A 22,213-nucleotide genomic window follows, 5' to 3' on the forward strand; every position below is an offset into this window, starting at 1 on the left:
AAGGCATATGGGAAATCAAACGACGTTCATCGAGAAAGTAACTGCGTCCTATAATCCGAAAGGGGCTTTCATCTTCTTGGGGGCCGGGCTATTGAATGGAGAAATCCTCGCGCAAGCCAAAGTGAACCTGCCGCTGAAGATGATGAACCGGCACGGCCTCATTGCCGGTGCCACCGGCACGGGAAAAACCCGTACCCTCCAATTGATTGCCGAGCAGTTATCGGATGCCGGCGTACCCGTATTCTTACTTGATGTTAAGGGCGATCTCTCGGGGTTGCATCAGCCGGGCGAATCGAATCCGGCATTGGTGGAACGCGGCAATGCACTGCAATGGCCGTTTGAGCCTTCGGGGTTTCCCGTTGAGCTCTTTTCACTGAGTGGAAAAATAGGCAATCCCATGCGGCTCACCGTGGAGGATTTCGGTCCGGTGATGCTCGGCAGGATTCTCGACTTGAATGATACACAGACAGGCGTATTGGCCGCTGTGTTCAAGTATGCTGAAGATAACCAGTTGCCGCTGGTTGATTTTGCGGACCTGAAGAAGCTGCTGGGTTACCTGACCGATGGGCCCGGTGCGGAGGAAATCAAGGATACGTACGGCCGCATCAGCGGTAGCACCTCGGGGACCATATTGCGTAAGCTAGTGGCGCTGGAGCAACAGGACGTGTCGGATATTTTCGGCGAAAAGGAATTCGAGATCGATGACCTATTCGGTCGGGTCGATGGTAAGGGGGTGATCAGCCTCCTCAATATTTCAGACATTCAAGATCAGCCCATCTTATTTTCCACGTTCCTGCTGAGCCTGCTGTCCCAGCTGTTTAAGAACCTTCCCGAAGTGGGCGACCTCGACAAGCCGAAGCTGGTTTTCTTCTTCGAGGAAGCGCACCTGCTCTTTAAAGATGCGCCGAAGGCATTCCTCACCCAAGTGGAACAGATTGTACGGCTTATCCGCTCCAAGGGGGTAGGTGTATTCTTTTGTACGCAATCGCCCACCGATATCCCCGAGAGCGTATTGGGCCAATTGGGAAACCGCGTGCAGCATGCGCTTCGTGCGTTTACACCCAACGATGCGGAAGCCCTGCGTAAAACAGTGAAGACCTATCCGCGATCGGATTTTTATGAGATAGACCAAGTGCTCACCACATTGGGTATCGGACAGGCGCTGATTACCGTGCTTAACGACAAAGGTATTCCCACGGAAGTGGTGGCCACCCACCTGATACCCCCACGTGCCGTAATGGGGCCGTTGGATGAACAGACGTATGACCAACTGGTCGGCGCCTCACCCATGTATGACAAATACCACCAGACCGTGGACCGTAGGAGTGCATCGGAGATACTCGAGGAAAAGTTGCAGGCCCATGTAGCAGCCGAGGCACGTACCGCCGAAGCCAAGGAAGAAGCGAAAAGCAGATCTCGGAAAAGCACGCGGCAGACCCCGTTGGAGGCCGCACAAAAGGCTGCGACGACGACATTGGCCCGGGAGGCGACCAAATTGCTGGCCCGCATAGCGAATGGTTTGGTAACAGCGATGTTCAGAAGGAAACGTTGAGGCGCTATCGCCCCGGAGGTATTTTTATATCAAAGGGAATTTAGGTAGGTTTGGCCATTTGAGAATACAAATTCATCTTAATAAGTTAAAATAATGAGTAAACCCACCTTGTTAATTCTAGCGGCAGGTATGGCCAGTCGCTACGGAAGCATGAAGCAGATAGACCCTTTCGGGCCCAACGGTGAAACGATTATCGATTATTCGATCTATGACGCCGTCCGGGCAGGATTCGGAAAAGTAAGTTTCATTATCCGTGAAGAATTTGCACCGAAGTTCAAGGAGATATTCGAGCCTAAACTAGCCGGGAAAGTCGAGACCGACTACGTGTACCAAAGTTATGATTTGACTCCTTTCGGTATCGATAAGCAGATCGAGCGCTCCAAGCCCTGGGGTACGGCGCATGCTGTCCTTTCGGCGCGTAACCAAATCAATGAGCCGTTCTGTGTCATCAATGCCGACGATTTCTACGGTTATGAAGCCTTCGAAAAAATGGCGAAGTTCCTCACGTATGAAGTGGCCGACGATAAGTTTTCTTTGATGGGTTACCAGATAGACAAGACCCTTTCGGACTATGGTTCGGTATCGCGCGGGGTATGTAAGGTAGATGATGAAGGAAATATGACCGAGATCAATGAGCGGCTCAAGGTTTACTTTAAGGAAGTGGATGGTGAAAAACGCATTTTCTTCGAAGAGGATGGGGTGGAAACCGAATTACCCAGGAGCAGCCGCGTATCGATGAACTTCTGGGGTTTTACGCCGGCAATTTTTAAGGAGAGTGAAGAACTATTCAAGGCATTTGTGCCGGCCAACGAAGACAATCCGAAATCGGAGTTTTTGATCCCCAAGGTAGCCGATGAGCTGATCAAGCAGGGCAAAGCCACCTTTAAAGTACTCCCTACGTCGCAGAAGTGGTTTGGCGTTACCTATCCGGATGATAAACCCATTGTACAGGAAAGCATTGCTAAATTGGTGAATAGTGGGGTGTACCCCGATAAGCTGTTTTAGTATTAAAAAAAACAGACGCCATAAAAAAACCTCGCAGGATTGCCCTGCGAGGTTTTTTTGTTCGTTGTTATAATGAACGACTTAACTTATTTCTTGTCGTCGTCTTTGACTTCTTCGAACTCGACATCGGTCACGTCGTCGCCGGCATTATCTGCCGGTGCTCCGTCACCTCCTGGTGCTTGCCCGTTGGCGGCGCCAGCTTCCTGGGAGGCTTTGTACATGTCCTCAGAGGCGGCGTTCCATGCATTTTGCAATTCGGCTTGCGCCGCATCGATTGCATCGAAGTCTTTGGCTGCATGCGCGTCTTTCAGTTTTTTCAGGCCATCTTCAATGGGTGCTTTTTTATCTGCACCGATCTTATCACCATACTCTTTCAGTTGCTTTTCTGTCGAGAAGATGAGGGCATCAGCGGCATTCAGCTTGTCAATTTCCTCTTTGGCTTTCTTGTCTGCCTCGGCATTGGCTTCCGCTTCCTGCTTCATCTTTTGGATTTCGTCGTCGGTCAACCCAGACGAAGCCTCGATCCGGATTTTTTGCTCCTTGCCGGTTGCTTTGTCTTTTGCCGAAACATGCAGGATACCATTTGCGTCGATGTCGAAGGTCACTTCGATCTGCGGTACGCCGCGTGGGGCCGGTGGTATGCCATCCAAGTGGAAGCGTCCGATGGTACGGTTCTGCGCGGCCATGGGCCGTTCACCCTGTAAGATGTGGATTTCCACGGACGGCTGGCTGTCCGACGCCGTTGAGAACACTTCCGATTTTTTACTCGGGATGGTGGTGTTCGACTCGATGAGCTTGGTCATGACGCCACCCATCGTTTCAATACCCAATGACAGGGGGGTTACGTCAAGCAACAAGACGTCTTTCACTTCGCCGGTCAACACCCCCCCTTGGATCGCTGCACCGAGTGCAACCACCTCATCGGGATTCACCCCTTTGGAAGGCTCCTTGCCGAAGAATTTCTTCACCGCTTCCTGGATGGCCGGAATGCGGGTCGATCCACCGACGAGGATGATTTCGTCGATATCGGAAGCGGAGTAACCGGCATTTTTCAATGCTGATTTACAGGGGTCGATCGTCCGTTTGATCAAGCTATCGGCCAATTGCTCAAATTTGGCGCGGCTCAGTGTGCGCACCAAGTGTTTGGGGCCCGTTTGGTCTGCCGTGATATAGGGCAGGTTGATTTCAGTGGATGAAGCGCTTGACAATTCCACTTTGGCTTTTTCCGCAGCCTCTTTCAGGCGCTGCAATGCCATCGGGTCTTTACTCAGGTCGAAGCCGTTGTTTTCGCTCTTGAATTCCTCATTCAACCAATCGATGATCACTTGGTCGAAGTCGTCACCACCGAGGTGGGTATCCCCGTCGGTTGATTTTACTTCGAACACACCATCGCCCAGTTCCAGGATGGATACGTCGTGTGTACCCCCACCGCAGTCAAATACCGCGATTTTCATGTCCTTGCTGGATTTGTCCAGCCCGTAAGCAAGCGCTGCCGCTGTCGGCTCGTTGATGATCCGCTTTACCGTTAATCCCGCAATTTCACCGGCTTCTTTGGTCGCCTGGCGTTGTGCATCATTGAAGTAAGCGGGTACCGTAATCACAGCTTCCGATACTTCCTGGCCCAAGAAATCCTCCGCGGTTTTCTTCATTTTCTGCAAAATCATTGCAGAAATTTCCTGTGGCGTATACTTGCGGTCATCAATTTCCACGCGGGGCGTGTTGTTGTCGCCCTTTACAATGCTGTAAGGTACACGCCTAGCCTCCTTGGCTGCTTCGTCATAAGTGGTACCCATAAACCGCTTGATGGAAGAGACGGTTTTTTTCGGGTTGGTGATGGCTTGGCGCTTCGCAGGATCACCCACCTTGCGCTCACCATTCTCCACGAATGCTACAATCGAAGGCGTGGTACGTTTGCCTTCGTTGTTGGTGATGACTACCGGCTCATTACCCTCCATCACAGCTACGCAAGAGTTGGTAGTTCCTAAGTCGATTCCAATAATTTTTGCCATATCTTTATTTCCTTTTTCTACTTGATAAAATCAGTTGCTCTATCCATGTAACAAGCCTTGTGCCAATCGCGGGTTTGGTGCCAATTGGCCCCTGATGATGAAAAAAGCGTCATTCCAAATGACGCCGTCATGACATTGTGTCATTTTAGGTGCTAGGCGATTAGAGAGGTTAGACATTTGTCCCGGTAACCAAGGTCGTCGGCAAGGATGCCCTTGGGCAGCAAGGGGTACGATCGCCAGAAGCGGTACGTCGCGATGTGCTAGCCATTTTGTAGAGAGTTGGATGATGATGATCCGAATTCGCATCTTAAAATTGGGAAAACGGATAAACACTCGTCCAAATAATCAAAATTTTATTTATATAATTGGGGCATATCTCTTAATTACTTGCTTTTGGAAAGGTAAGATTATCGTGAACACATTAAATTATGATTCGCCTCGTATTTGCTTTATTGTTGTTTGTACCACTTTTAATGGGAAACGGTGTTTCGCATCCTCCGGAAAAAATCAACGTACTGTTTCTTTTTGCCGACGACCAACGGGCCGATGCATTGGGGATTTCGGGCAATCCCTACATCCGTACACCAAATATCGATCAGTTGGGCGGAGAGGGTAGCCGTTTTTCTAATGCCTACGTAATGGGCGGGAACCACGGGGCTGTCTGTATGGCCAGCCGGGCCATGCTATTGAGCGGCAAGAGCCTATTCCACGTGTACGACCGATTACAGGGAATCCATACCTTGCCCATGCATTTTGCCCAAGCCGGATATGCCACGTTCGGTACCGGCAAGTGGCATAATGAAAAAGGAGCGTTCGAAGCCAGTTTCCAGTGGGCCAAAAATGTATATCTCGGAGGGATGGCTAACCATTATGAGGTGCCCCTGCGAGATTATGACGCAAATGGAAAACTGGGAGAGCCAACCGATAAAGGATATTCCACCGAAGTGTTCGCGCAATCGGCCATCGATTTTATCGAACAGCATGCCAAGACCCAGAGCGATCAGCCATTTTTTTGCTATGTGGCCTTCACCGCGCCGCATGACCCGTATTCGCCCGAGGCAAGTTACATCAACTATTATCCCGATGGCAGCCTGCCTCTCCCGGGGAATTACATGCCGTATCATCCGTTCCAGTTTGATAACCTGATGGTACGAGACGAGAACCTGACCGGCTGGCCAAGGGAACCAGCGGTGATTCAGCAGATCCTATCTGACTACTACGCGTTGGTTACCCACCTGGACCACCAAATCGGCCGTATCATTGAAACTCTGAAACGTACGGGCCAGTATGAAAATACGCTGATCGTGTATGCCGCCGATAACGGGCTGGCGGTAGGAAGCCACGGTTTATTAGGTAAGCAGAGCTTGTATGAACATAGCGTTAAAGTACCCCTGATTATCAAAGGGCCGGGGGTACCCGCCGGCAAGACATTCGATGCGCTTACCTATCTATATGATTTGTACCCCACGTTGGCAGAGCTCACCGGACTGCCCCGGCCCGACCAAGTGGATGGCAAGAGCTTGGTGCCGGTATTGCAGGGGGCGCGTGAGCAGGTACGGCCGTCTTTGTTTACGGCCTACCGCAACACCGTCCGCGCAGTCCGGACAGCCGATTGGAAGCTCATCCGCTATCCCGAGCGGAATTACACGCAGCTTTTCGACTTGGTACACGACCCGTTGGAGCTGAATAACCTAGCTGAAAAGAAGGGGTTCCTTCGTAAAAAGGAGGCGCTGCTGGCCTTATTGAAGGAAGACCAGCAAGCGAATAGCGATACCCTTGCGCTGACGTCCGATCGGATTAAGCCGATGGCATACGATCCCGATACGTTGCGGCGTAAACCGGATAAGTGGCAGCCGGAATATACATTGGAACGGTATTTTAAGTGAATTGGGTAAGTAATGCTCGTTCTACCCGTGTTGAAAATCCTGAACCCAAACCGTTGACAAAGGGTTTGCCACGGCCGCTCAAATCTTTGAACCGGATGTTGAATCTACGCTCATTTTAGATAGATACACTTAATGGCACATGTCGGTAGGGTATCAGCTACCCGACCACCATGCATAGCTACCATTGTTCCAGATTATTCATTAGTTTTCGTGACGATGACTGTAAAAATCGAAAGGCAAAGCAGGAGAGTTGGTCGGTTATCAAGTGATTTAGGTACACCTACACGAGCCGGCGGTGGATAGAAATATTTTAGTACTTTTGCGTTATGGGATATTTAATCGTATATCCAGGCAGCAGTGGGAAGCTAACCGCAATCAAGGCTGTATTGAAAGCCCTGAAGGTTGATTTTGAGGAAGGCAAAACAACATACAACGCCGATTTGTTGCAAAATTCAAGAACGTGAAAAGGATATCAAGACGGGCGTACAATGAAAATGACAATGGACGAGCTATGGAAATAGAATTTACCCAAAGGGCGTTCAAAGAATGGGAAGAGTGTAAGAAAGCGGTACACAAGAATCACAAAATGTATTGCTGAGCTTACCGAAACCATTCTGAAAGATCCTTTTGGTATTGGTAAACCCGAACGACTTAATTAATCGGACGATTCCCATTTTTATAAACCATGCACATGATTACGAACATAGGATTGCGCGGGGTTTCGACGAATTGGATACGGAAAGACAAGCAATTATAAATTGTCGACCTAGCAACGCATGGGAAGTCATGTTAAAATGAGTTGTTAGATTTTAGCAAATTGGGGACGTATAACCATGTATAGCTATAAACAAAAGATAGTGGCATACCGACGAAAACACATCATGAATAACCCGATGCTTGCATTCACAGCTTTGGTATTGGCTTGGGGATGCGCCCAAAACCCGAAAGAGACAGCACACCAACGGCCCAACATTGTCTACATCATGAGCGATGATCATGGTTACCAAGCAGTCAGTGCTTACGGTTATGGGCTAAATCAAACACCCAACATCGACCGGATTGCCCGTGAGGGGGTATTGTTCACGCGTGCAACGGTAACGAATTCTTTATGTGCCCCCAGTCGGGCGGTTCTCCTAACGGGCAAGCACAGCTTCATCAATGGAAAGGTAGACAATATCGCAAAGTTCGACTGGTCGCAGGATAATTTTCCCAAGCTGTTGCAAAAGGCGGGCTATCAGACGGCCATGGTGGGTAAAATCCATATGGATGGTCTTCCGCAGGGATTTGACTATTCTGCAGTGGTCCCCGGGCAGGGCCATTATTACAACCCGGATTTCCTAGTGAATGGTGAAAAGGAGCGGATTCATGGATATGTAACCGATATTACAACGGATCTGGCCTTGAAATGGCTGGACGGCCGCGATAAGGAAAAGCCCTTCTGCCTGCTCTTCCATCAGAAGGCGCCGCACCGGGAATGGCTGCCGGCCGAGCGGCACTACCCAACGTATACGAAGATGGCCTTCCCGGAGCCGAAAACCCTATTTGACGATTTCGAGGGAAGGGGCACTGCGGCCAAATCTGCGGAGATGAATATCTTAAAAGACATGAATTGGGCCGGCGATTCTAAAATTAGGCCGGAATTGATGGATGAATTGGGTATCCCGAGCACGCTCAGCTGGGATAAAAATGCGTATGAAAATAATCTGGGTCGGATGGACTCCACCCAACGTGCCGCATGGGATGCCGTATACGACCCGATCAATGAAGACTTCAAAAACCGCTACCCATCGATGTCAAAAGAGGAATTGATGCACTGGCGGTACCAGCGTTATATGCAAGACTATCTCGGTACGATTGCCGCGGTGGACGATGGCGTGGGGCGGCTATTGGATTACCTGGAAGAACATGGGCTGGATGAAAATACAATTGTTGTGTACACGTCAGACCAAGGTTTCTATATGGGTGAGCACGGATGGTTCGATAAACGGTTCATGTACGAGGAATCGCTCCGTACACCATTGATGGTGCGCTATCCGAAAGAAATCAAGGCGGGCACCAAAACCGATGCACTGGTACAGAACTTAGACTTTGCGCCGACATTCCTGGACTATGCGGGTGTGGAGGTTCCGGCAGACATGCAGGGCGAATCGTTCCGGAAGCTTGCTGCCGGTGAAACCAAAGATTGGCGGGATGCGATCTATTACACATACTATGAATATCCTTCGATACACATGGTAAAACGGCATTATGGCGTCCGCACCGATCGCTACAAGCTGATCCATTTTTATTACGATGTGGATGAATGGGAATTGTATGATCTAGAAAACGATCCACAGGAAATGCGGAATGTATACGATGATCCTGCTTACAAGGATATCAGGGAGACGCTGCATCATAAGCTGGATGAGCTCCGTACAAAATACAAAGACTCGGATGAAAACAACCAGCGATTCATCGATCAGGCGTTATCGGCGAATTGATGCATAGCCGTTGCCGTGCTGGATGATTCCAATGTTTGTAGCGTAACGTATGACTTTCGGCTGACGACATAAGACTTAACATGCACATCGAACAATTGCGTGAATATTGCCTCGCCAAACCTGCGGTCACGGAAAGTTGCCCCTTCGGGCCGGACGCGCTCGTGTTTAAGGTGGTGGATAAAATGTTTCTCCTCATAGGGCTGGATAGCCAGCCGCTATCGTTTAGTGCCAAGTGCGACCCCGAGTACGCGTGGGAATTGCGCGACCGCCACCCCCATACGATCCAAGGGGCTTACCACATGAATAAACGGCACTGGAACCAGGTGGCCTGCAATGGTGAATTAAGCGATAATGAATTGATGGACCTCATTGACCATAGCTATGACTTGGTGGTGGCGGGATTGCCTAAACGGCAACGCGAGGCCGTGGAGGATCGTTAGGGCGTGAAATGTTATTTAACTCCAATTATATACCATATGAATAAAGTAGTAATAGCAGTAGCAACCTTCGCCTTGCTTTTTCACGTCGCTTGTAACCCCAAAATGCAGGAAGCGCCAAAGCCAAACATCGTCTTTATCTTGGCCGATGACCTCGGTTACGGCGATGTGGGAGCCTATGGGCAACAACACATCCAAACACCGAATATCGATCGTTTAGCCGAGGAGGGTATGCGTTTCACGCAATTCTATTCGGGCACAACGGTCTGTGCCCCGTCTCGATCTGCACTGATGACGGGGCAGCATACCGGACATACCTTCATCCGTGGCAATAAGGAAATAAAACCCGAAGGGCAATACCCGTTGGCAGACTCCGTGCAGACCTTTGCCCAACTCTTACAGGAAGCGGGTTATGCAACGGGGGCGTTTGGCAAATGGGGGCTGGGCATGGTGGGTACGGGTGGCGCACCCAACCAAAAGGGCTTTGATACCTTCTTTGGTTACAATTGCCAGCGTCAATCGCACCGCTATTACCCAACCCATCTGTGGCATAACGATGAAAAGGTGGTGTTGGAAGGGAACGATTTGGCGAACAAGGCGGTATATGCACCGGAAGTTATTCAGGAACAGACCCTGAAATTTATTACGGACCATAAGGATACGCCCTTTTTCTTATTTGTACCCACGGTACTGCCACATGCCGAGTTGCAGGGTCCGGAAGACGAACATTACCGGAAGTATGAAAACAGCTTTGACGAAACCCCACATAAGGGAAATGATTATGGCCCCGAGGCGGCAATAGGGGGGTATGCGTCGGTGGAAAAACCACGCGCTACGTTCGCAGCGATGGTGAGCCGGATGGATGCCTATGTAGGCCAGATATTGGCCAAGCTGGATGAGCTGGGCCTGTCGGAAAATACGATCGTCGTTTTCAGCAGCGACAATGGACCGCACTTGGAAGGCGGCGCGGATCCCCGGTTTTTCAATAGTTCGGGTGGGTTACGTGGGCATAAGCGCGATCTGTATGAAGGAGGGATACGGGTTCCGTTTATCGTAAGGTGGCCGGGAAAAGTACAGCCCGGAAGCCAAAATGATTTTGTTGGAGCATTTTGGGATGTTATGCCGACCTTCGTGCAACTAGCTGGAACCAACCCGCCCAACTATACAGACGGCGTATCTATCTTGCCCACGTTGTTGGGTAACGACGACCAACAACAACAGCATGCCTACCTGTACTGGGAATTTCATGAAGGCGGTGGCCGGCAAGCAGTGAGGCAAGGGAAGTGGAAAGCGGTGCGCCTACAGACAAAAAACAAGGAAAAAACCACCATTGAACTGTATGATTTGGCTACGGACCCGGCGGAAACTACAAATTTGGCCGGAGAAAACCCATCGCTCGTCGAACAACTTGCTGCCCTTATGGACGAAGCACATCGGGAAAGCGAAGTGTTCCCCTTTGCGCATTGAATGGTGCCACACCGCTCCATATAGCCTAAGGCTAGGACTATTGCCCAGCCATTGTACATTTACCGTACATTAATAGCTGAGCATTAGTCCTGCCCCCAAGCCCATATCACTGTCGTAGTGAGCACGGATACCGATGTTTTTCGTGATGATATACCGAAGATCACCCATATACTCGAGATCCGTGTTAACCATAAAACCTCCCCTTAACCGTTTTGAGATGGGGATATCCTCGCGCATCAAGGACAGCCTCACGATGCCATCATGATAGACTTCGGCCTGGAAATCGACCAGCATCGGCAACGTGTACATAAAACCCAAGCTAACGGCCCGACGTGTGTCTTTTTCATTTTTCTGTCCGAATAGGTTGGTTTCGTGCTCGTCCATTCCCATTTTCCGATATCGCCAGTCAAACCCGACAAACGGCATGAACCACTGCATTTTGCCGATAAATCGTCCCAAATGGGTCTCCACTTCATACCCATGCATCGCGTTATAGCCTAAACGCCATTCGGTGCCCAATGACCACCGAGCATTCTGGAGCATGGCCTCCCCGTCGTTTCCATTGGTAGCAAAATCATTCTGGACCATGAAATGTGGCATGTTGCTTTCCATCTGCAAAGCGTTGTAGGCTCTCGCCTTGTCGGGCAAATAGGGGTTTTGATAGTCGCCTACCGCAAACACCCGGTTCATGCCGGCCATCATGTGATACAGGATGTGGCAGTGGAAGAACCAATCGCCCTCCTCATTTGCCAAAAACTCAATGGTGTTGGTCTCCATCGGCATGATGTCCATGACGTTTTTCAACGGTGCATTTTCACCGTGATCGTTGATCACCCTGAAATCAAACCCATGCAGGTGCATCGGGTGGCGCATCATGGAATTATTGTAGATGGTGATGCGTAATATTTCGCCTTTCTTAACCGGTATCTTATCCGTTTCGGAAAGTATCTTATTATCCATGCTCCATACATAGCGGTTCATGTTCCCGGTGAGGGTGAATTTCAGTTCTTTTACCGGGGCATCTTCGGGGAGTGCCGTGTTATGTGGCGATTTGAGCATGGCATAATTCAGGGTAACGATATCGCCCAGCGCGTTTGCATCATAGCGATTGGATTCGTTATCCATGTCCATGCCGTGCTTGCTGTGATCCATTTTTTTTTCGGTTTCCCCAGTAATTTCGGGGTACATCACCACGTTCATGTCCATGCGGTTCAGGCTCATCTTCATTCCCATGTCGTCCAGGTCACCATTCATTTTCATCATGTCGTTCATCATCTTCATCCCCTCGAAATATTTCAGTCGCGGAAGCGGCGAAATAAGCTGCTTGACGCCATTGCCAATAAAATAGCTTGCGGATTGTGTCCGGTCTTCTGTGGTCGCCAGGAACTCGTAGGCCACACCGTCTTCGGGGATGGTAACCACAACGTCGTACGTCTCGGACACGGCAATGATCAGCCGGTCGACTTCAACCGGTTCGACGTCGTTTCCGTCGCTCGCAACGACGGTCATTTTACCCCCGGCGTAGCGCAACCAGAAGTAGGACGACGCGCCGCCGTTGGATACGCGGAGCCTTACCCGATCTCCAGCTTTGAGCGTTTCACCGTCTACGGTTTTTAAGTCTGATGCATTTTCGCCGTTGATCAGGATTTTATCGTAATATACATCGCTGACGTCCATTGCCAGCATCCGTTTCCATTCATTGGTTACTTTGGTGTGGAACTGGCCCTCCTTAATGGCCTCAACGTATGATTGTGTAGCGTCTTTCTTGATGGCCGCCCAATCGTTGGCATTGTGCAACATCCGGTTGACGTTGTCGGGGTTGAGGTTTGTCCACTCGCTTAACATGAGGGGCACGGTAGGTAAATCATCGATCCCTTTTCTGAAAGTCCTATCGTCGCGGCGTTTTTTCATGACGAAATTGCCGTACATCCCAATCTGTTCCTGTAATCCCGAATGAGAGTGGTACCAATGTGTGCCGTGTTGGATAATGGGAAACCGGTACGTATAGGTTTCCCCGGGCTTGATGGGCTGTTGGGTGAGGTGGGGTACACCATCTTCCTTATTGGGCAGGAATACGCCGTGCCAATGCAGCGAAGTGCTTTCTTCGAGCCGGTTGTGTACCACGATTTCAGCGGTATCACCCTCTGTAAAGGTAAGGGTAGGCATGGGGATTTGCCCATTTACGGCTATCGCCCGTTTTTCTTTACCGGCATAATTGACGAGTGTATCGCTAACGTATAAATCATAACGTACTACTTTTTGCGCAAATGAGGCGGATGTGCAGAGCAGTAGCATCAATACAGCTTGCCCTATTTTTGAAAATACATTTTTATGTCTGTTCATTTATTGATGTTTTGTTTCTTCTGCGCTTATCGCATGGAGTTATTCGTTATTTCATCTGTTTGTTGATCTTCAGGAGGCTCGCATTAATAGCCACCACAATGGTGCTTACGCTCATCAGTACGGCGCCCATTGCCGGACTTAAGATAAAGTTCGGATAAAGTAGGCCGGCCGCCAACGGGATGGCTACGATGTTGTAGCCTACCGCCCAGATGAGGTTTTGAACCATCTTTTGGTAGGTGCGCTTACCGAAGTCAATGAGCTTAACCACGTCCCGGGGGTCGCTATCCACCAAAATGATGTCGGCGGTTTCGGCAGCTACATCGGTACCGGATCCGACGGCAATCCCCACTTCGGCCTGCGCCAATGCAGGAGCGTCGTTTACACCGTCGCCGGTCATGGCCACGGTTTCACCCTGGGCTTGGAACGCTTTCACTTTCTCCTGTTTTTGGTGGGGAAGCACATTGGCCAGATAGCCATCCATACCCAGCTTCCCAGCCACCGCTGCGGCGATTTGTTCATTGTCGCCGGTGAGCAGAAAGGATTGGATGTTCATTTTCCGCAGTTCATTGACCGCTTGCTGGGAGCCATCGCGGATACTGTCCGCTAAGGTGATGATGCCCACAAGTTGGTCTTCAAGTAGGACAAAGTTTACCGTTTCGGCTTCCCGATTGATTTCCTTTGGGATTTCCGGAAGAGGCAATTTGTTCTCATTGAAATAATTCGGACCGACTGCGGCGACCGTTTTGCCGTGGACCATACCCTTCACACCGATACCTTGTAGGTAACTGAAGCGATCGGATTTCCATAAAGCAAGTTTCTTTTCCTTGAGGGCCGCCGTGATGCCCTTGGCGATATGGTGCTCTGAGTTTTGTTGTACAGCGGCGGCATATTGGATAATTTCGTCGGCGCTGTAACGTTCAGTCAATGGGATGATCCGTTCCACAGCGTGAGACCCCTGGGTGAGTGTTCCGGTTTTATCAAAAATAATAGTGGATAACTTTCTGGTTGCTTCAAATGCGGTACGATTGCGGATCAGCAGCCCATTCGTTGCAGAAAGCGTCGTGGAAATAGCGACCACCAGCGGAATAGCCACGCCTAATGCGTGCGGGCAAGCCGTTACCATGACCGTTACCATTCGTTCCAGGGCGAAGGCCATATCTCCATCAAGGGCAAACCAATAGACAAAAGTGCCGAAGCCAACGGCAATGGCGATGAGGGTCAGCCATTTGGCCACCCGATCTGCTAAGTTCTGTGTGTTGGATTTGGTCGCCTGTGCTTCCTGTACGAGATTGATTACCCGGTCCAGGTAGCTGTCTTTTCCAACGGCCGTAACCTTTACCCTCAATGCGCCATCGCCATTGATGGAGCCGGCGATGACCTTGCTGTTCGCTTCCTTTTTCACGGGGGCGCTTTCTCCCGTAAGCATACTTTCGTTGATGTACGAAAGGCCATCGGTCACCACACCATCGGCGGGTATTTTTTCGCCGGGTTTGATGACAGCGGTTTCCCCACTTTGCAGGTCTTCGAGCTTTATCTTCACCGTTTCACCGTTCCGTTCCACGGTAACGTCGTTTGGCAATAAAGCCACTAACGACTGTAGCGCCCTAGAGGCTGCCATCTGTGAACGCATTTCGAGCCAATGCCCTAATAGCATGATCACGATAAGGGTTGCCAATTCCCAAAAGAAATCCATCCCTTGGAGGCCGAAAACAACCGCAACCGAATAGCTATAGGCCACCGATATGGCAATGGCGACAAGCGTCATCATCCCGATGGCTTTGGCTTTGACCTCACCGACCATTCCCTTTAGGAAGGGCAGGCCGCCGTATCCATAGATCACGGTCCCCAACGTTAGCAACACATAGTCGTCGCCGGGAAAAGTAAAATGGAAACCTGCCCATTCCTGTATCATATCCGATAGCAACAGAATAGGTACGGTAATGACCAGACTTATCCAAAAGCGCTCCAGGAAGTCATGGGTATGGTGCCCTTCATGTTTATTAAAATGTTCCTTTGCCTTATTAGACCTATGCCCGGTATGTGCATGTTCCCCGTTATGTGCGTGGGAAGTGGGATGCGTACCCACGGGAACCAATGCCATGCCACAGCGTGGGCATTTACCCGGTTCGTCTTTTAGCACCTGCGGATGCATGGGGCAAGTGTATTTTTGCATAACCAAGAATTTAAAAATGGCGACCTGTCATGAACGATAACATCGTAATCACATCGAATGTTCAAGGGTTTCGACGGTCTGGCCACAGGTAAGCATCTGCGCGCCGTAATATGGATTTTTAACCGCACTTTCCTTGCTCAGCCAGTTTGCCCCCCTGCCATCATACATCGGGCAATGCTGGTAATAAACGGGGAATCCCAGCTTGGATACCTTGGCCAGTGCATAGAGTTGTGTGGATAGTGCCGCAAAGGCTTCCCGTTGCTCAACAATGTCTTTTGACAGGGAAATCCGCTCTGCATTTGCCGTCAAACCACTCAATACCTCCATCCACGCGGTATGTTCGGCACCGGAGAGCTTATCCATTTCGACGGCGCTGATGGCCGCGAGCCAGTCCGCTGCTTTTGCGGATGCGTCAGGGGCATTTGTTTTAACCAGCGCATCTTTCACGGAAAAGTACCCGTCAAATACGGGTTTTAGTTGCGATGCGTTTTTTGTTTTCGCATGTGCGGATGAAGCTGCCTCATGATGGGCATGCGGCATTTCAGTTTGGCCGGATGGTTTTAAGACCCTATCGTACTGGCAGCATTCGGGCAACTTTGCATATACGTCATCGGGGGCCAGGAAGCTTTCACTGTCGTAACCGGCTAAGGCAATCCGTTTCAGGATTTCATCGGGATTGGTTTTTCCACTGCTATAGGTCAGGGTCGCCATTTTGGTTTTTTGATCCCACTGCACGTTGGCCTCTCTTTTTACCGTCCCTGCTTGCTCGATGGTCGCTTTGCACATCTCGCAATTGCCATAGATTTTGATGGTTGTTGTTTTTGCATCTTTGATTTGTGCGAAAACGTTTATGGAGGATAGTGATACGGCGATCACCATCAATAGTTTTGATATAGCGTTCATGTATAAAAAATTTAAATGATGGATGAATGAAGGATGCCAGAAAGCTGGTTCCAGCTTTCGACAAGGCACACGTATGGCTACTAAGCCAACTGTTTAGCTTATTTTGGGCGGTAGCCAAACGGAGCCGAAGCCCGGGGAATAGTGAACGGCTTTAAAACCGAAGGGTTCCTTTCCGGCGTCAGCAAATGGCTCTTTTTCTTTTGATTCGATGACCATTGCCAAACCTGAAGAACACGTTGAAGTGCTGCACCTGCAAGCGTTATGCTTACAGTTTTCGCCGCAATCGTGCTGAGGTTTACCTTTTTCGTGGGAGGCGGTTGTGCAGCAATCGTTATGCGCTGATTTTTCGGATTGTTCTGTCGAGCAGGTAGTGGCGTGCTCGGTCTTCGGTGATGTTTCCGCGCAAGCACGGCTTTGTATGGGTATCAAAAAGACGCCCAAGCAAAACAAGACAATCATGCCGATATGTACGCTTGAATCTCTCAACGATAACAAAGGTATGAATAAAATTTCTTTTTTTTTCGCCTCAAAATTCCTTATCCCCAAATTCGCTGTTGGGAAGCCGCAACTGTCGGGTCAGCCGATTGAGATTAAAGGAAAGATTGAGCATGACGACATCGACTTCGTAGATGTAATTGGTGGTCGTATAGAAATCAGGTGCCCACGTGGTAATCCGTTGTTGGTTACTGTCGAATATACCCATGCCAATGTTTTGCCATTGCACGAGCGCGGTGAGGGCACCGTCCATAAAGGTATGCTTCACCGACAAGCTGGGCGATAAAAACCGGGAGTCTTCACCCTGTACGGTCGGTCGGGATGACAGGTAGTTTACATTGCCATGTACGCTCAGCCGTTGGGTCAGATCAATGTTGGCGTTTCCGCTGATGGAATATACCCAAGCCCGGTTTTCGCGCTCTTCCATGTCATCCAGTACGACGCCACTGATGCTGCTTTGATATAGGTTGGTTCCCAAGTAAAGTTGACTCCATTTGGCAGGGTTGTAAGTTAGCCCCAATTCAACGCCTGTCCGCCTTGCCCGATCAGCGTTGGTGTATACACGGTTCAAAATGGTGTCTGCATATACGCTGTTAACCCGCTGGATCGGATTTTCGATATCCTGGTAGTAGACCGTGCCGAAAACCGACCCTTTTTTGAATTCGCCGACGACCCCCAATTCGGCCAGGTAAATGAACTCAGGCAACAAATCGGCATCGCCCTGCTCCAGCGTTTCCGAGTGTTCTCGCTCGGGAATCGGATTCAGCTCGAAATTGCTGGTACGTTGTACCCGTCGGCTGATGCCCGCTTTGGCCTTCCAATGGTCGGACATGTGGTATAACGCACTGGCCGAGGGAAATAAGTTGCGGAGCTTCAGTTGATAGTCGTTATCGTCAACAGACTGCACCAACAAATCGCGGTAAGCGTATTCGTATCGTAATCCACCCGTATATTCCAACTGCTCTGTTTTGCCGGCATACTGCGTATAAAAGGAGTGGATTTGATTCACTGCGGCCACGGCGCCACTGAAATCCGGTACGGTAACCAAACCCGCATCATCCAGTTCCTGCACGCGGTAAATAAATTGACCATCCTGCTTGTCCCAACGATATTGGTAGCCACTTTCCCATGTGCCGTTGCCCAGTGGAACGGAGAAGTCAACTTTTCCGCGGAAGCCGTCAAGCGGATTCCGATAGGTGCTAACCGTATGCTGCAGGGTATCGCTGCCCTCGATGTTCCGGTTTTGCGTAGATCCATACAGATCGGCACGCTCATACAGCGCCGAGAATGTCAGCGACGACCCCTGTTTGAAGGTATGGGTATAATCCAGGCTACCCAAAATGAAATCGCCTTGCTTGGTTTGCAGGTTGGGATTGAAATATTGGCTCCTCCCAATCACCGTGCCCGTCGCTACGTCGGTGGCCACATTATTGTAATGGATGTCGGCAATACGGTCTTGGAACCGATGGCCGGCGAAGAAGCCCACGGAAAACGCGTTCCGTTCGTTGGGCGTGAACCCCACGTTGAACCGACCCCCATAGTTGTATTTGTCAAAGCTGCGCTCGCCATGTGACGGGAAGACCGTTTTGCGGTTGCCAATGATGGTATATACCTCGCCGTCGCGCAACCCGGCGTTATCGTTGCGGAGGTAATTGCCGCTCGCGGAGATGTCCCAAGCACCCGTCCGGTAGTTTACGGTAATATCCGTGCCGTAGCGGGATTGTGGGGCAGCATTGCCGAAATCGTTCATGGAGGGGAGCCCTCCTTGTACATTGGCTATCAATGCCAACCCGTCGGTAGCGCCTTTTTTGGTTGTTATGTTGATAATTCCACCCCGTCCGTCAGGGTCGTATTTGGCCGAAGGGGAGGTAATCAGCTCAATATTTTCCACTTGGTTGGCGGGTAGTTGGCTGAGTATGGCCGTAGCATCGGCCACCACCGGCTTTCCATTGATAAGCAAAAGAAATCCCGGCGCACCGCGCATGGAGATCTGGCCTTGCCCGTCCACAGAAACGGACGGCATATTGCGGAGTACGTCAATGGCCGTTCCCCCCTTGGAAGCTTCGAATTGATCGGCATCGAAGACCTGCTTGTCGATTTTATTCACGATCTGCGATTGCTGGCCACTGACATTTACTTCGTCGATGAATTGCGATGCCCCCACCAGGCGAATAATGCCCAGGTCAGTCGGTTGGTTTCCTGTTACGCTCACTTCTTTTAAAGAAAGGGTCTCGTAGCCCAAAAAAGTCAACCGAACGAGGTATCGCCCCTCTTTGACGTTAGCAAACCGGAAATGGCCACCTTCATCGGAAAGTAGCCCGTCGGTGGCGGCGGAATCGCCGGATGGGTACAGGGAAACGCTGACATAAGGTATGGGGTTCCCGGTGGTTGTGTCCTGCACCGTTCCGGTGATCGACCCTGTTTGTGCCAGGGCGGGCGTGCCGATTACAAGGAAAAAAAGACACGGTAACAGGAGCAAGCGGAGGTTATGTATGGTGTATTCCATGGTATGTATCGTTCGTTGCGGCAAAGATAAGGCGATGGACGGGTGGGTTACGGTATATTTGAAAAATAAATGGCATCTTTATTTATGCCTGCTTTCGGAACGCTTGGGGAGGCAGGCCGACGTGTCGCTTGAAATACTTGATGAAATGGGAGCTGTCGGCGAAATCGAACCGTGCGGCGATTTCCTTTACGGTCAGTTCGGTGTAGTGCAGCAGGCGTTTGGCCTCACTGACCAAGTGGTTTGCCAAAACCGTCGCTGCAGACTGTCCGGTCGTCTTCCGGCAAACCGCATTGAGGTGCTGCGGTGACGTGGCTAGTACTGCGGCATAGTGCGCGACGTTGTTGCGCAACGATTCCGTATGCCTAAGTATCTCCACATACCGGTAGTAGAGGTCCTTGTTGGTTTGGATAGGTTGTTTTTTGGGCTGGGCATACCGGAGTATGCTGCTCAGAAGCGTCTTTAACAACCCATCTATTTCGTCCGCTTGGTAGGGATGGTGTCGATTCCAGCTTTCCAACAGTAACTCGAAGAGTTTGGTCAAGTTGTTCGTAGCGTCGATTGGAACACAGGTGTGTGTGCTGACCTGGGTCAGTAGATCACGCAGTGCCATATCCCTGCTATTTTCAACGTATTGCTTTTTGAGGATAAGTACATAGCCTTCGGGTTCGCCCGTCAGCTCCCAATGGTGCACCTGCTCCTTTCGGATAGTGAATATCACCGGAGGTGCCACCCGGTGGGTTTCCCCATCAATGGTGTGGGTGCCGCGTCCGTCGGTTAGAAAAACGAACTCCATATAACTGTTGTGTTTATGCGGTGTGGTGGTACGGATGTTTTTCCGAAACGCCGCAATTTTAAGGTGTTGGTGGGGATCGATTTTCGTTTTTACATCGAGTGTTCTCATAACGCTTGCCAAGATACAAAGGATTCTTAGGTCGGCGATATTTTAGATCCCCTTTCTTCTTTGACATTCTGCCGACCTTAACATCCGCTTGGAGATGTACCTTTGTGGCCGATTGTCAAACGAACGCATATATGGATTTTCAAGCATATTTAAACAGATTCGAACAAATACTGAAAGATCAGGCCCCCCAAGCGCCCTATGACAAGCCGGCGTATCTCGATTACACGCGGCTCAATTGGTCGCGGATGAACCGCTGGCTGAAGAAAGGCATATTGTCTGGAACCTTTATTGATGTCGTTGAGGGCGTTTCCCAGCCCCAGCAATGGGTTGTGATTACTGAACCTTGGTGCGGTGATGCGGCGCACTCCGTGCCTTTTATCGAGTTGGCGGCCCAATTGAACCCGTTGATCACCGTGGCGTATGAACTGCGCGATTCCGAGCCGTTCCGTATCAACGGATACCTCACCAACGGAAGCAAGTCTATCCCGAAATTGATTATCCGGGATGGCCAGGGCGTCGACCTCGCCACGTGGGGGCCCCGGCCCGCGGAATGCCAAGTGCTGTTTGATCGGCTCAAGACCGAAGATGCAGATTTCGAAACCCAGAAGACGGCCTTACAACATTGGTATAATGCCGATAAGGGCGAGTCTGTGCAGGCTGAGTTGGAAGCTATTCTCAGGGCGTTGTAAGCCGATATTACATCTTTAATCCGATTTCCTTTAGCCGCTCGTCTAGATATTCCCCCGCTGTCATATCCGGATATGCTTTGGGGTGCTCGGCATCGATACATGACTCGAGCGCCGCAAGGCTCATGTTGGCCTTCGGATGCAAAAAGAACGGCACGGAGAACCGCGATGTCTTCATCAATTCGCGCGGTGGGTTGACCACGCGGTGGGTCGTCGATTTCAGTTTGTTATTGGTAAGCCGTTGCAGCATATCGCCCACATTCACCACGATGTCTTCACCGTAGGCTTTCACGGGGTACCACGTGCCCTCACGGGTGAGTACTTCCAATCCGTCTGCACTCGCGCCAATCAGTAAGGTGATGAGATTAATATCTTCATGCGCGCCGGCACGCACGGCGTCGTCGGGCAGGCTGTCTGGATCTTCGATGGGGAAGTAGTGGATGGCCCTTAGGATGGAGTTCCCCTTTATGACCTTGGGTTCGAAATAATCTTCCGTTAACCCCAGGTATACCGCAATCGCTTTGAGCAATTCGCGTCCGGCCGTTTCCAGTCGCCGGAACACGTCGCCGGTTACCTGGTCGAAACGGGGGAGTTCATCCACAACGGGATTGTCGTCCTGTCCACGTTGCCAGAATTCCTTGAGGTCGGGAACCTTGGCGTCTTTGGCCCTTTCTTTCCCTTTGGAGGTGTAGCCCCGTTGCCCGGCGAGACCGGGTATTTCATAGGCCGATTTTGCCGCTTCGGGCAGGGCGAAAAACGCCTGCACTACCTGGTACAGCTCATTGATCAGTGCTTTTTCCATGCCGTGGTTGGCAATGGTCACAAACCCCGTTTCGTTGAACGCTTTGCCGATATCCTCCGAGAACCGGTGGCGTTGTTCCGCCGTGCCGTGGGTATAGTTGTGAAGGTCGAGCCTTGGGATATTGATATTCGCCATCTTTTTTAGGGTAAAGGTACAAGTTTCTCGCGACAATATCCGGGGCCGCCCTTAGTTGTTCAACGCGATATAAACCAACCCGTCTTCGATTTTTACCGGGTAGGTTTTGATGGCGCATTCATCGCCCGACAAGCACTCTCCGGTATCCAGGGCGAACGTTTTTTTGTGGAACGGACATGCAACCTTCGGACTATCACCAAGCGACCCGATCATGCCGCGGCTCAAGATCATCTGCCGTTTGTGGGGGCACTCGTTTTGCGTGGCATACCATTCGTTCCGCCGTTTGAAATAGAACAAGGCGATCTGTTGGTTTTCGAGCTTCAGGCAGACCCCACCATTCGCAATGGTGTCTTCTACGCGGCAGGCTAACTTCCAGGATGTTGATGTGGCTAACGTTTCCATAAAAAATGTTTTTTAAATAGTGGATTGAACA

At 50.5% G+C, this 22,213-nt stretch carries 16 protein-coding genes; 8 read left to right on the top strand and 8 right to left on the bottom strand.

The annotated features are described in order from the left end of the window. Window positions 1-7 precede the first annotated feature (7 nt). Together ACO1NT_RS16735 and ACO1NT_RS16740 are read left to right on the top strand one after the other, a co-directional pair. The gene (locus tag ACO1NT_RS16735) at window positions 8-1,552 is read left to right on the top strand and encodes a helicase HerA-like domain-containing protein (protein WP_449049884.1); all 1,545 of its coding nucleotides are present in this window, start codon (window positions 8-10) and stop codon (window positions 1,550-1,552) included. Between the two features lie 93 nt (window positions 1,553-1,645). Continuing rightward, window positions 1,646-2,557, top strand: a complete 912-nt coding sequence (locus ACO1NT_RS16740) for a nucleotidyltransferase family protein (RefSeq protein WP_449049885.1) — start codon at window positions 1,646-1,648, stop codon at window positions 2,555-2,557. Window positions 2,558-2,643: 86 nt separating this feature from the next. Here ACO1NT_RS16740 and dnaK read toward each other — a convergent pair whose 3' ends face one another. Further along, on the bottom strand, window positions 2,644-4,566 hold the full coding sequence (gene dnaK, locus ACO1NT_RS16745; protein WP_449049886.1) for a molecular chaperone DnaK: 1,923 nt from the start codon (window positions 4,564-4,566) through the stop codon (window positions 2,644-2,646). A gap of 473 nt (window positions 4,567-5,039) precedes the next feature. Here dnaK and ACO1NT_RS16750 point away from each other — a divergent pair, with 473 nt between their 5' ends. The 5 genes from ACO1NT_RS16750 (at window position 5,040) to ACO1NT_RS16770 (ending at window position 10,836) form a co-directional block, all read left to right on the top strand. Then, window positions 5,040-6,452 (top strand): sulfatase-like hydrolase/transferase, encoded by a 1,413-nt coding sequence (locus ACO1NT_RS16750; protein ID WP_449049887.1) that lies wholly within the window; start codon window positions 5,040-5,042, stop codon window positions 6,450-6,452. Window positions 6,453-6,778: 326 nt separating this feature from the next. Continuing rightward, complete coding sequence (locus ACO1NT_RS16755) at window positions 6,779-6,916, top strand: DUF2683 family protein (protein WP_449049888.1); 138 nt, start codon at window positions 6,779-6,781, stop codon at window positions 6,914-6,916. A 429-nt stretch (window positions 6,917-7,345) separates the two neighbouring features. Beyond that, window positions 7,346-8,932 carry a sulfatase family protein gene (locus ACO1NT_RS16760; protein ID WP_449049889.1) on the top strand — a complete coding sequence of 529 codons (1,587 nt, stop codon included), beginning with the start codon at window positions 7,346-7,348 and terminating at the stop codon, window positions 8,930-8,932. 80 nt (window positions 8,933-9,012) lie between these two features. Next, window positions 9,013-9,372: an MmcQ/YjbR family DNA-binding protein gene (locus tag ACO1NT_RS16765; protein WP_449049890.1), complete on the top strand. Its 360-nt coding sequence runs from the start codon at window positions 9,013-9,015 to the stop codon at window positions 9,370-9,372. A gap of 36 nt (window positions 9,373-9,408) precedes the next feature. Then, window positions 9,409-10,836, top strand: a complete 1,428-nt coding sequence (locus tag ACO1NT_RS16770) for an arylsulfatase (protein WP_449049891.1) — start codon at window positions 9,409-9,411, stop codon at window positions 10,834-10,836. Window positions 10,837-10,905: 69 nt separating this feature from the next. Here ACO1NT_RS16770 and ACO1NT_RS16775 read toward each other — a convergent pair whose 3' ends face one another. The 5 genes from ACO1NT_RS16775 to ACO1NT_RS16795 form a co-directional block, all read right to left on the bottom strand. Next, window positions 10,906-13,179, bottom strand: coding sequence for a multicopper oxidase family protein (locus ACO1NT_RS16775; RefSeq protein ID WP_449049892.1), 2,274 nt, complete (start codon window positions 13,177-13,179; stop codon window positions 10,906-10,908). Between the two features lie 46 nt (window positions 13,180-13,225). Then, window positions 13,226-15,352, bottom strand: a complete 2,127-nt coding sequence (locus ACO1NT_RS16780; protein WP_449049893.1) for a heavy metal translocating P-type ATPase — start codon at window positions 15,350-15,352, stop codon at window positions 13,226-13,228. 48 nt (window positions 15,353-15,400) lie between these two features. After that, window positions 15,401-16,255, bottom strand: a complete 855-nt coding sequence (locus tag ACO1NT_RS16785) for a DUF3347 domain-containing protein (protein WP_449049894.1) — start codon at window positions 16,253-16,255, stop codon at window positions 15,401-15,403. A gap of 526 nt (window positions 16,256-16,781) precedes the next feature. Continuing rightward, a complete protein-coding gene (locus ACO1NT_RS16790; protein WP_449049895.1) occupies window positions 16,782-19,256 on the bottom strand; it encodes a TonB-dependent receptor domain-containing protein in 2,475 nt (824 codons plus the stop codon). Window positions 19,257-19,338: 82 nt separating this feature from the next. Continuing rightward, entirely contained in the window at window positions 19,339-20,157 is an 819-nt protein-coding gene (locus ACO1NT_RS16795) for a helix-turn-helix domain-containing protein (RefSeq protein WP_449049896.1), read from the bottom strand. A gap of 131 nt (window positions 20,158-20,288) precedes the next feature. Between ACO1NT_RS16795 and ACO1NT_RS16800 the strand changes: the two genes are divergently transcribed. Then, entirely contained in the window at window positions 20,289-20,846 is a 558-nt protein-coding gene (locus ACO1NT_RS16800; RefSeq protein ID WP_449049897.1) for a thioredoxin family protein, read from the top strand. Between the two features lie 7 nt (window positions 20,847-20,853). Here the strand turns inward: ACO1NT_RS16800 and ACO1NT_RS16805 are convergent, their stop codons facing one another. Together ACO1NT_RS16805 and nirD are read right to left on the bottom strand one after the other, a co-directional pair. After that, window positions 20,854-21,780: an isopenicillin N synthase family dioxygenase gene (locus tag ACO1NT_RS16805; protein ID WP_449049898.1), complete on the bottom strand. Its 927-nt coding sequence runs from the start codon at window positions 21,778-21,780 to the stop codon at window positions 20,854-20,856. Between the two features lie 51 nt (window positions 21,781-21,831). Further along, window positions 21,832-22,182, bottom strand: a complete 351-nt coding sequence (nirD, locus tag ACO1NT_RS16810; protein WP_449049899.1) for a nitrite reductase small subunit NirD — start codon at window positions 22,180-22,182, stop codon at window positions 21,832-21,834. Window positions 22,183-22,213: the final 31 nt, after the last annotated feature.

It is taken from the genome of Parapedobacter sp., from assembly GCF_053550995.1.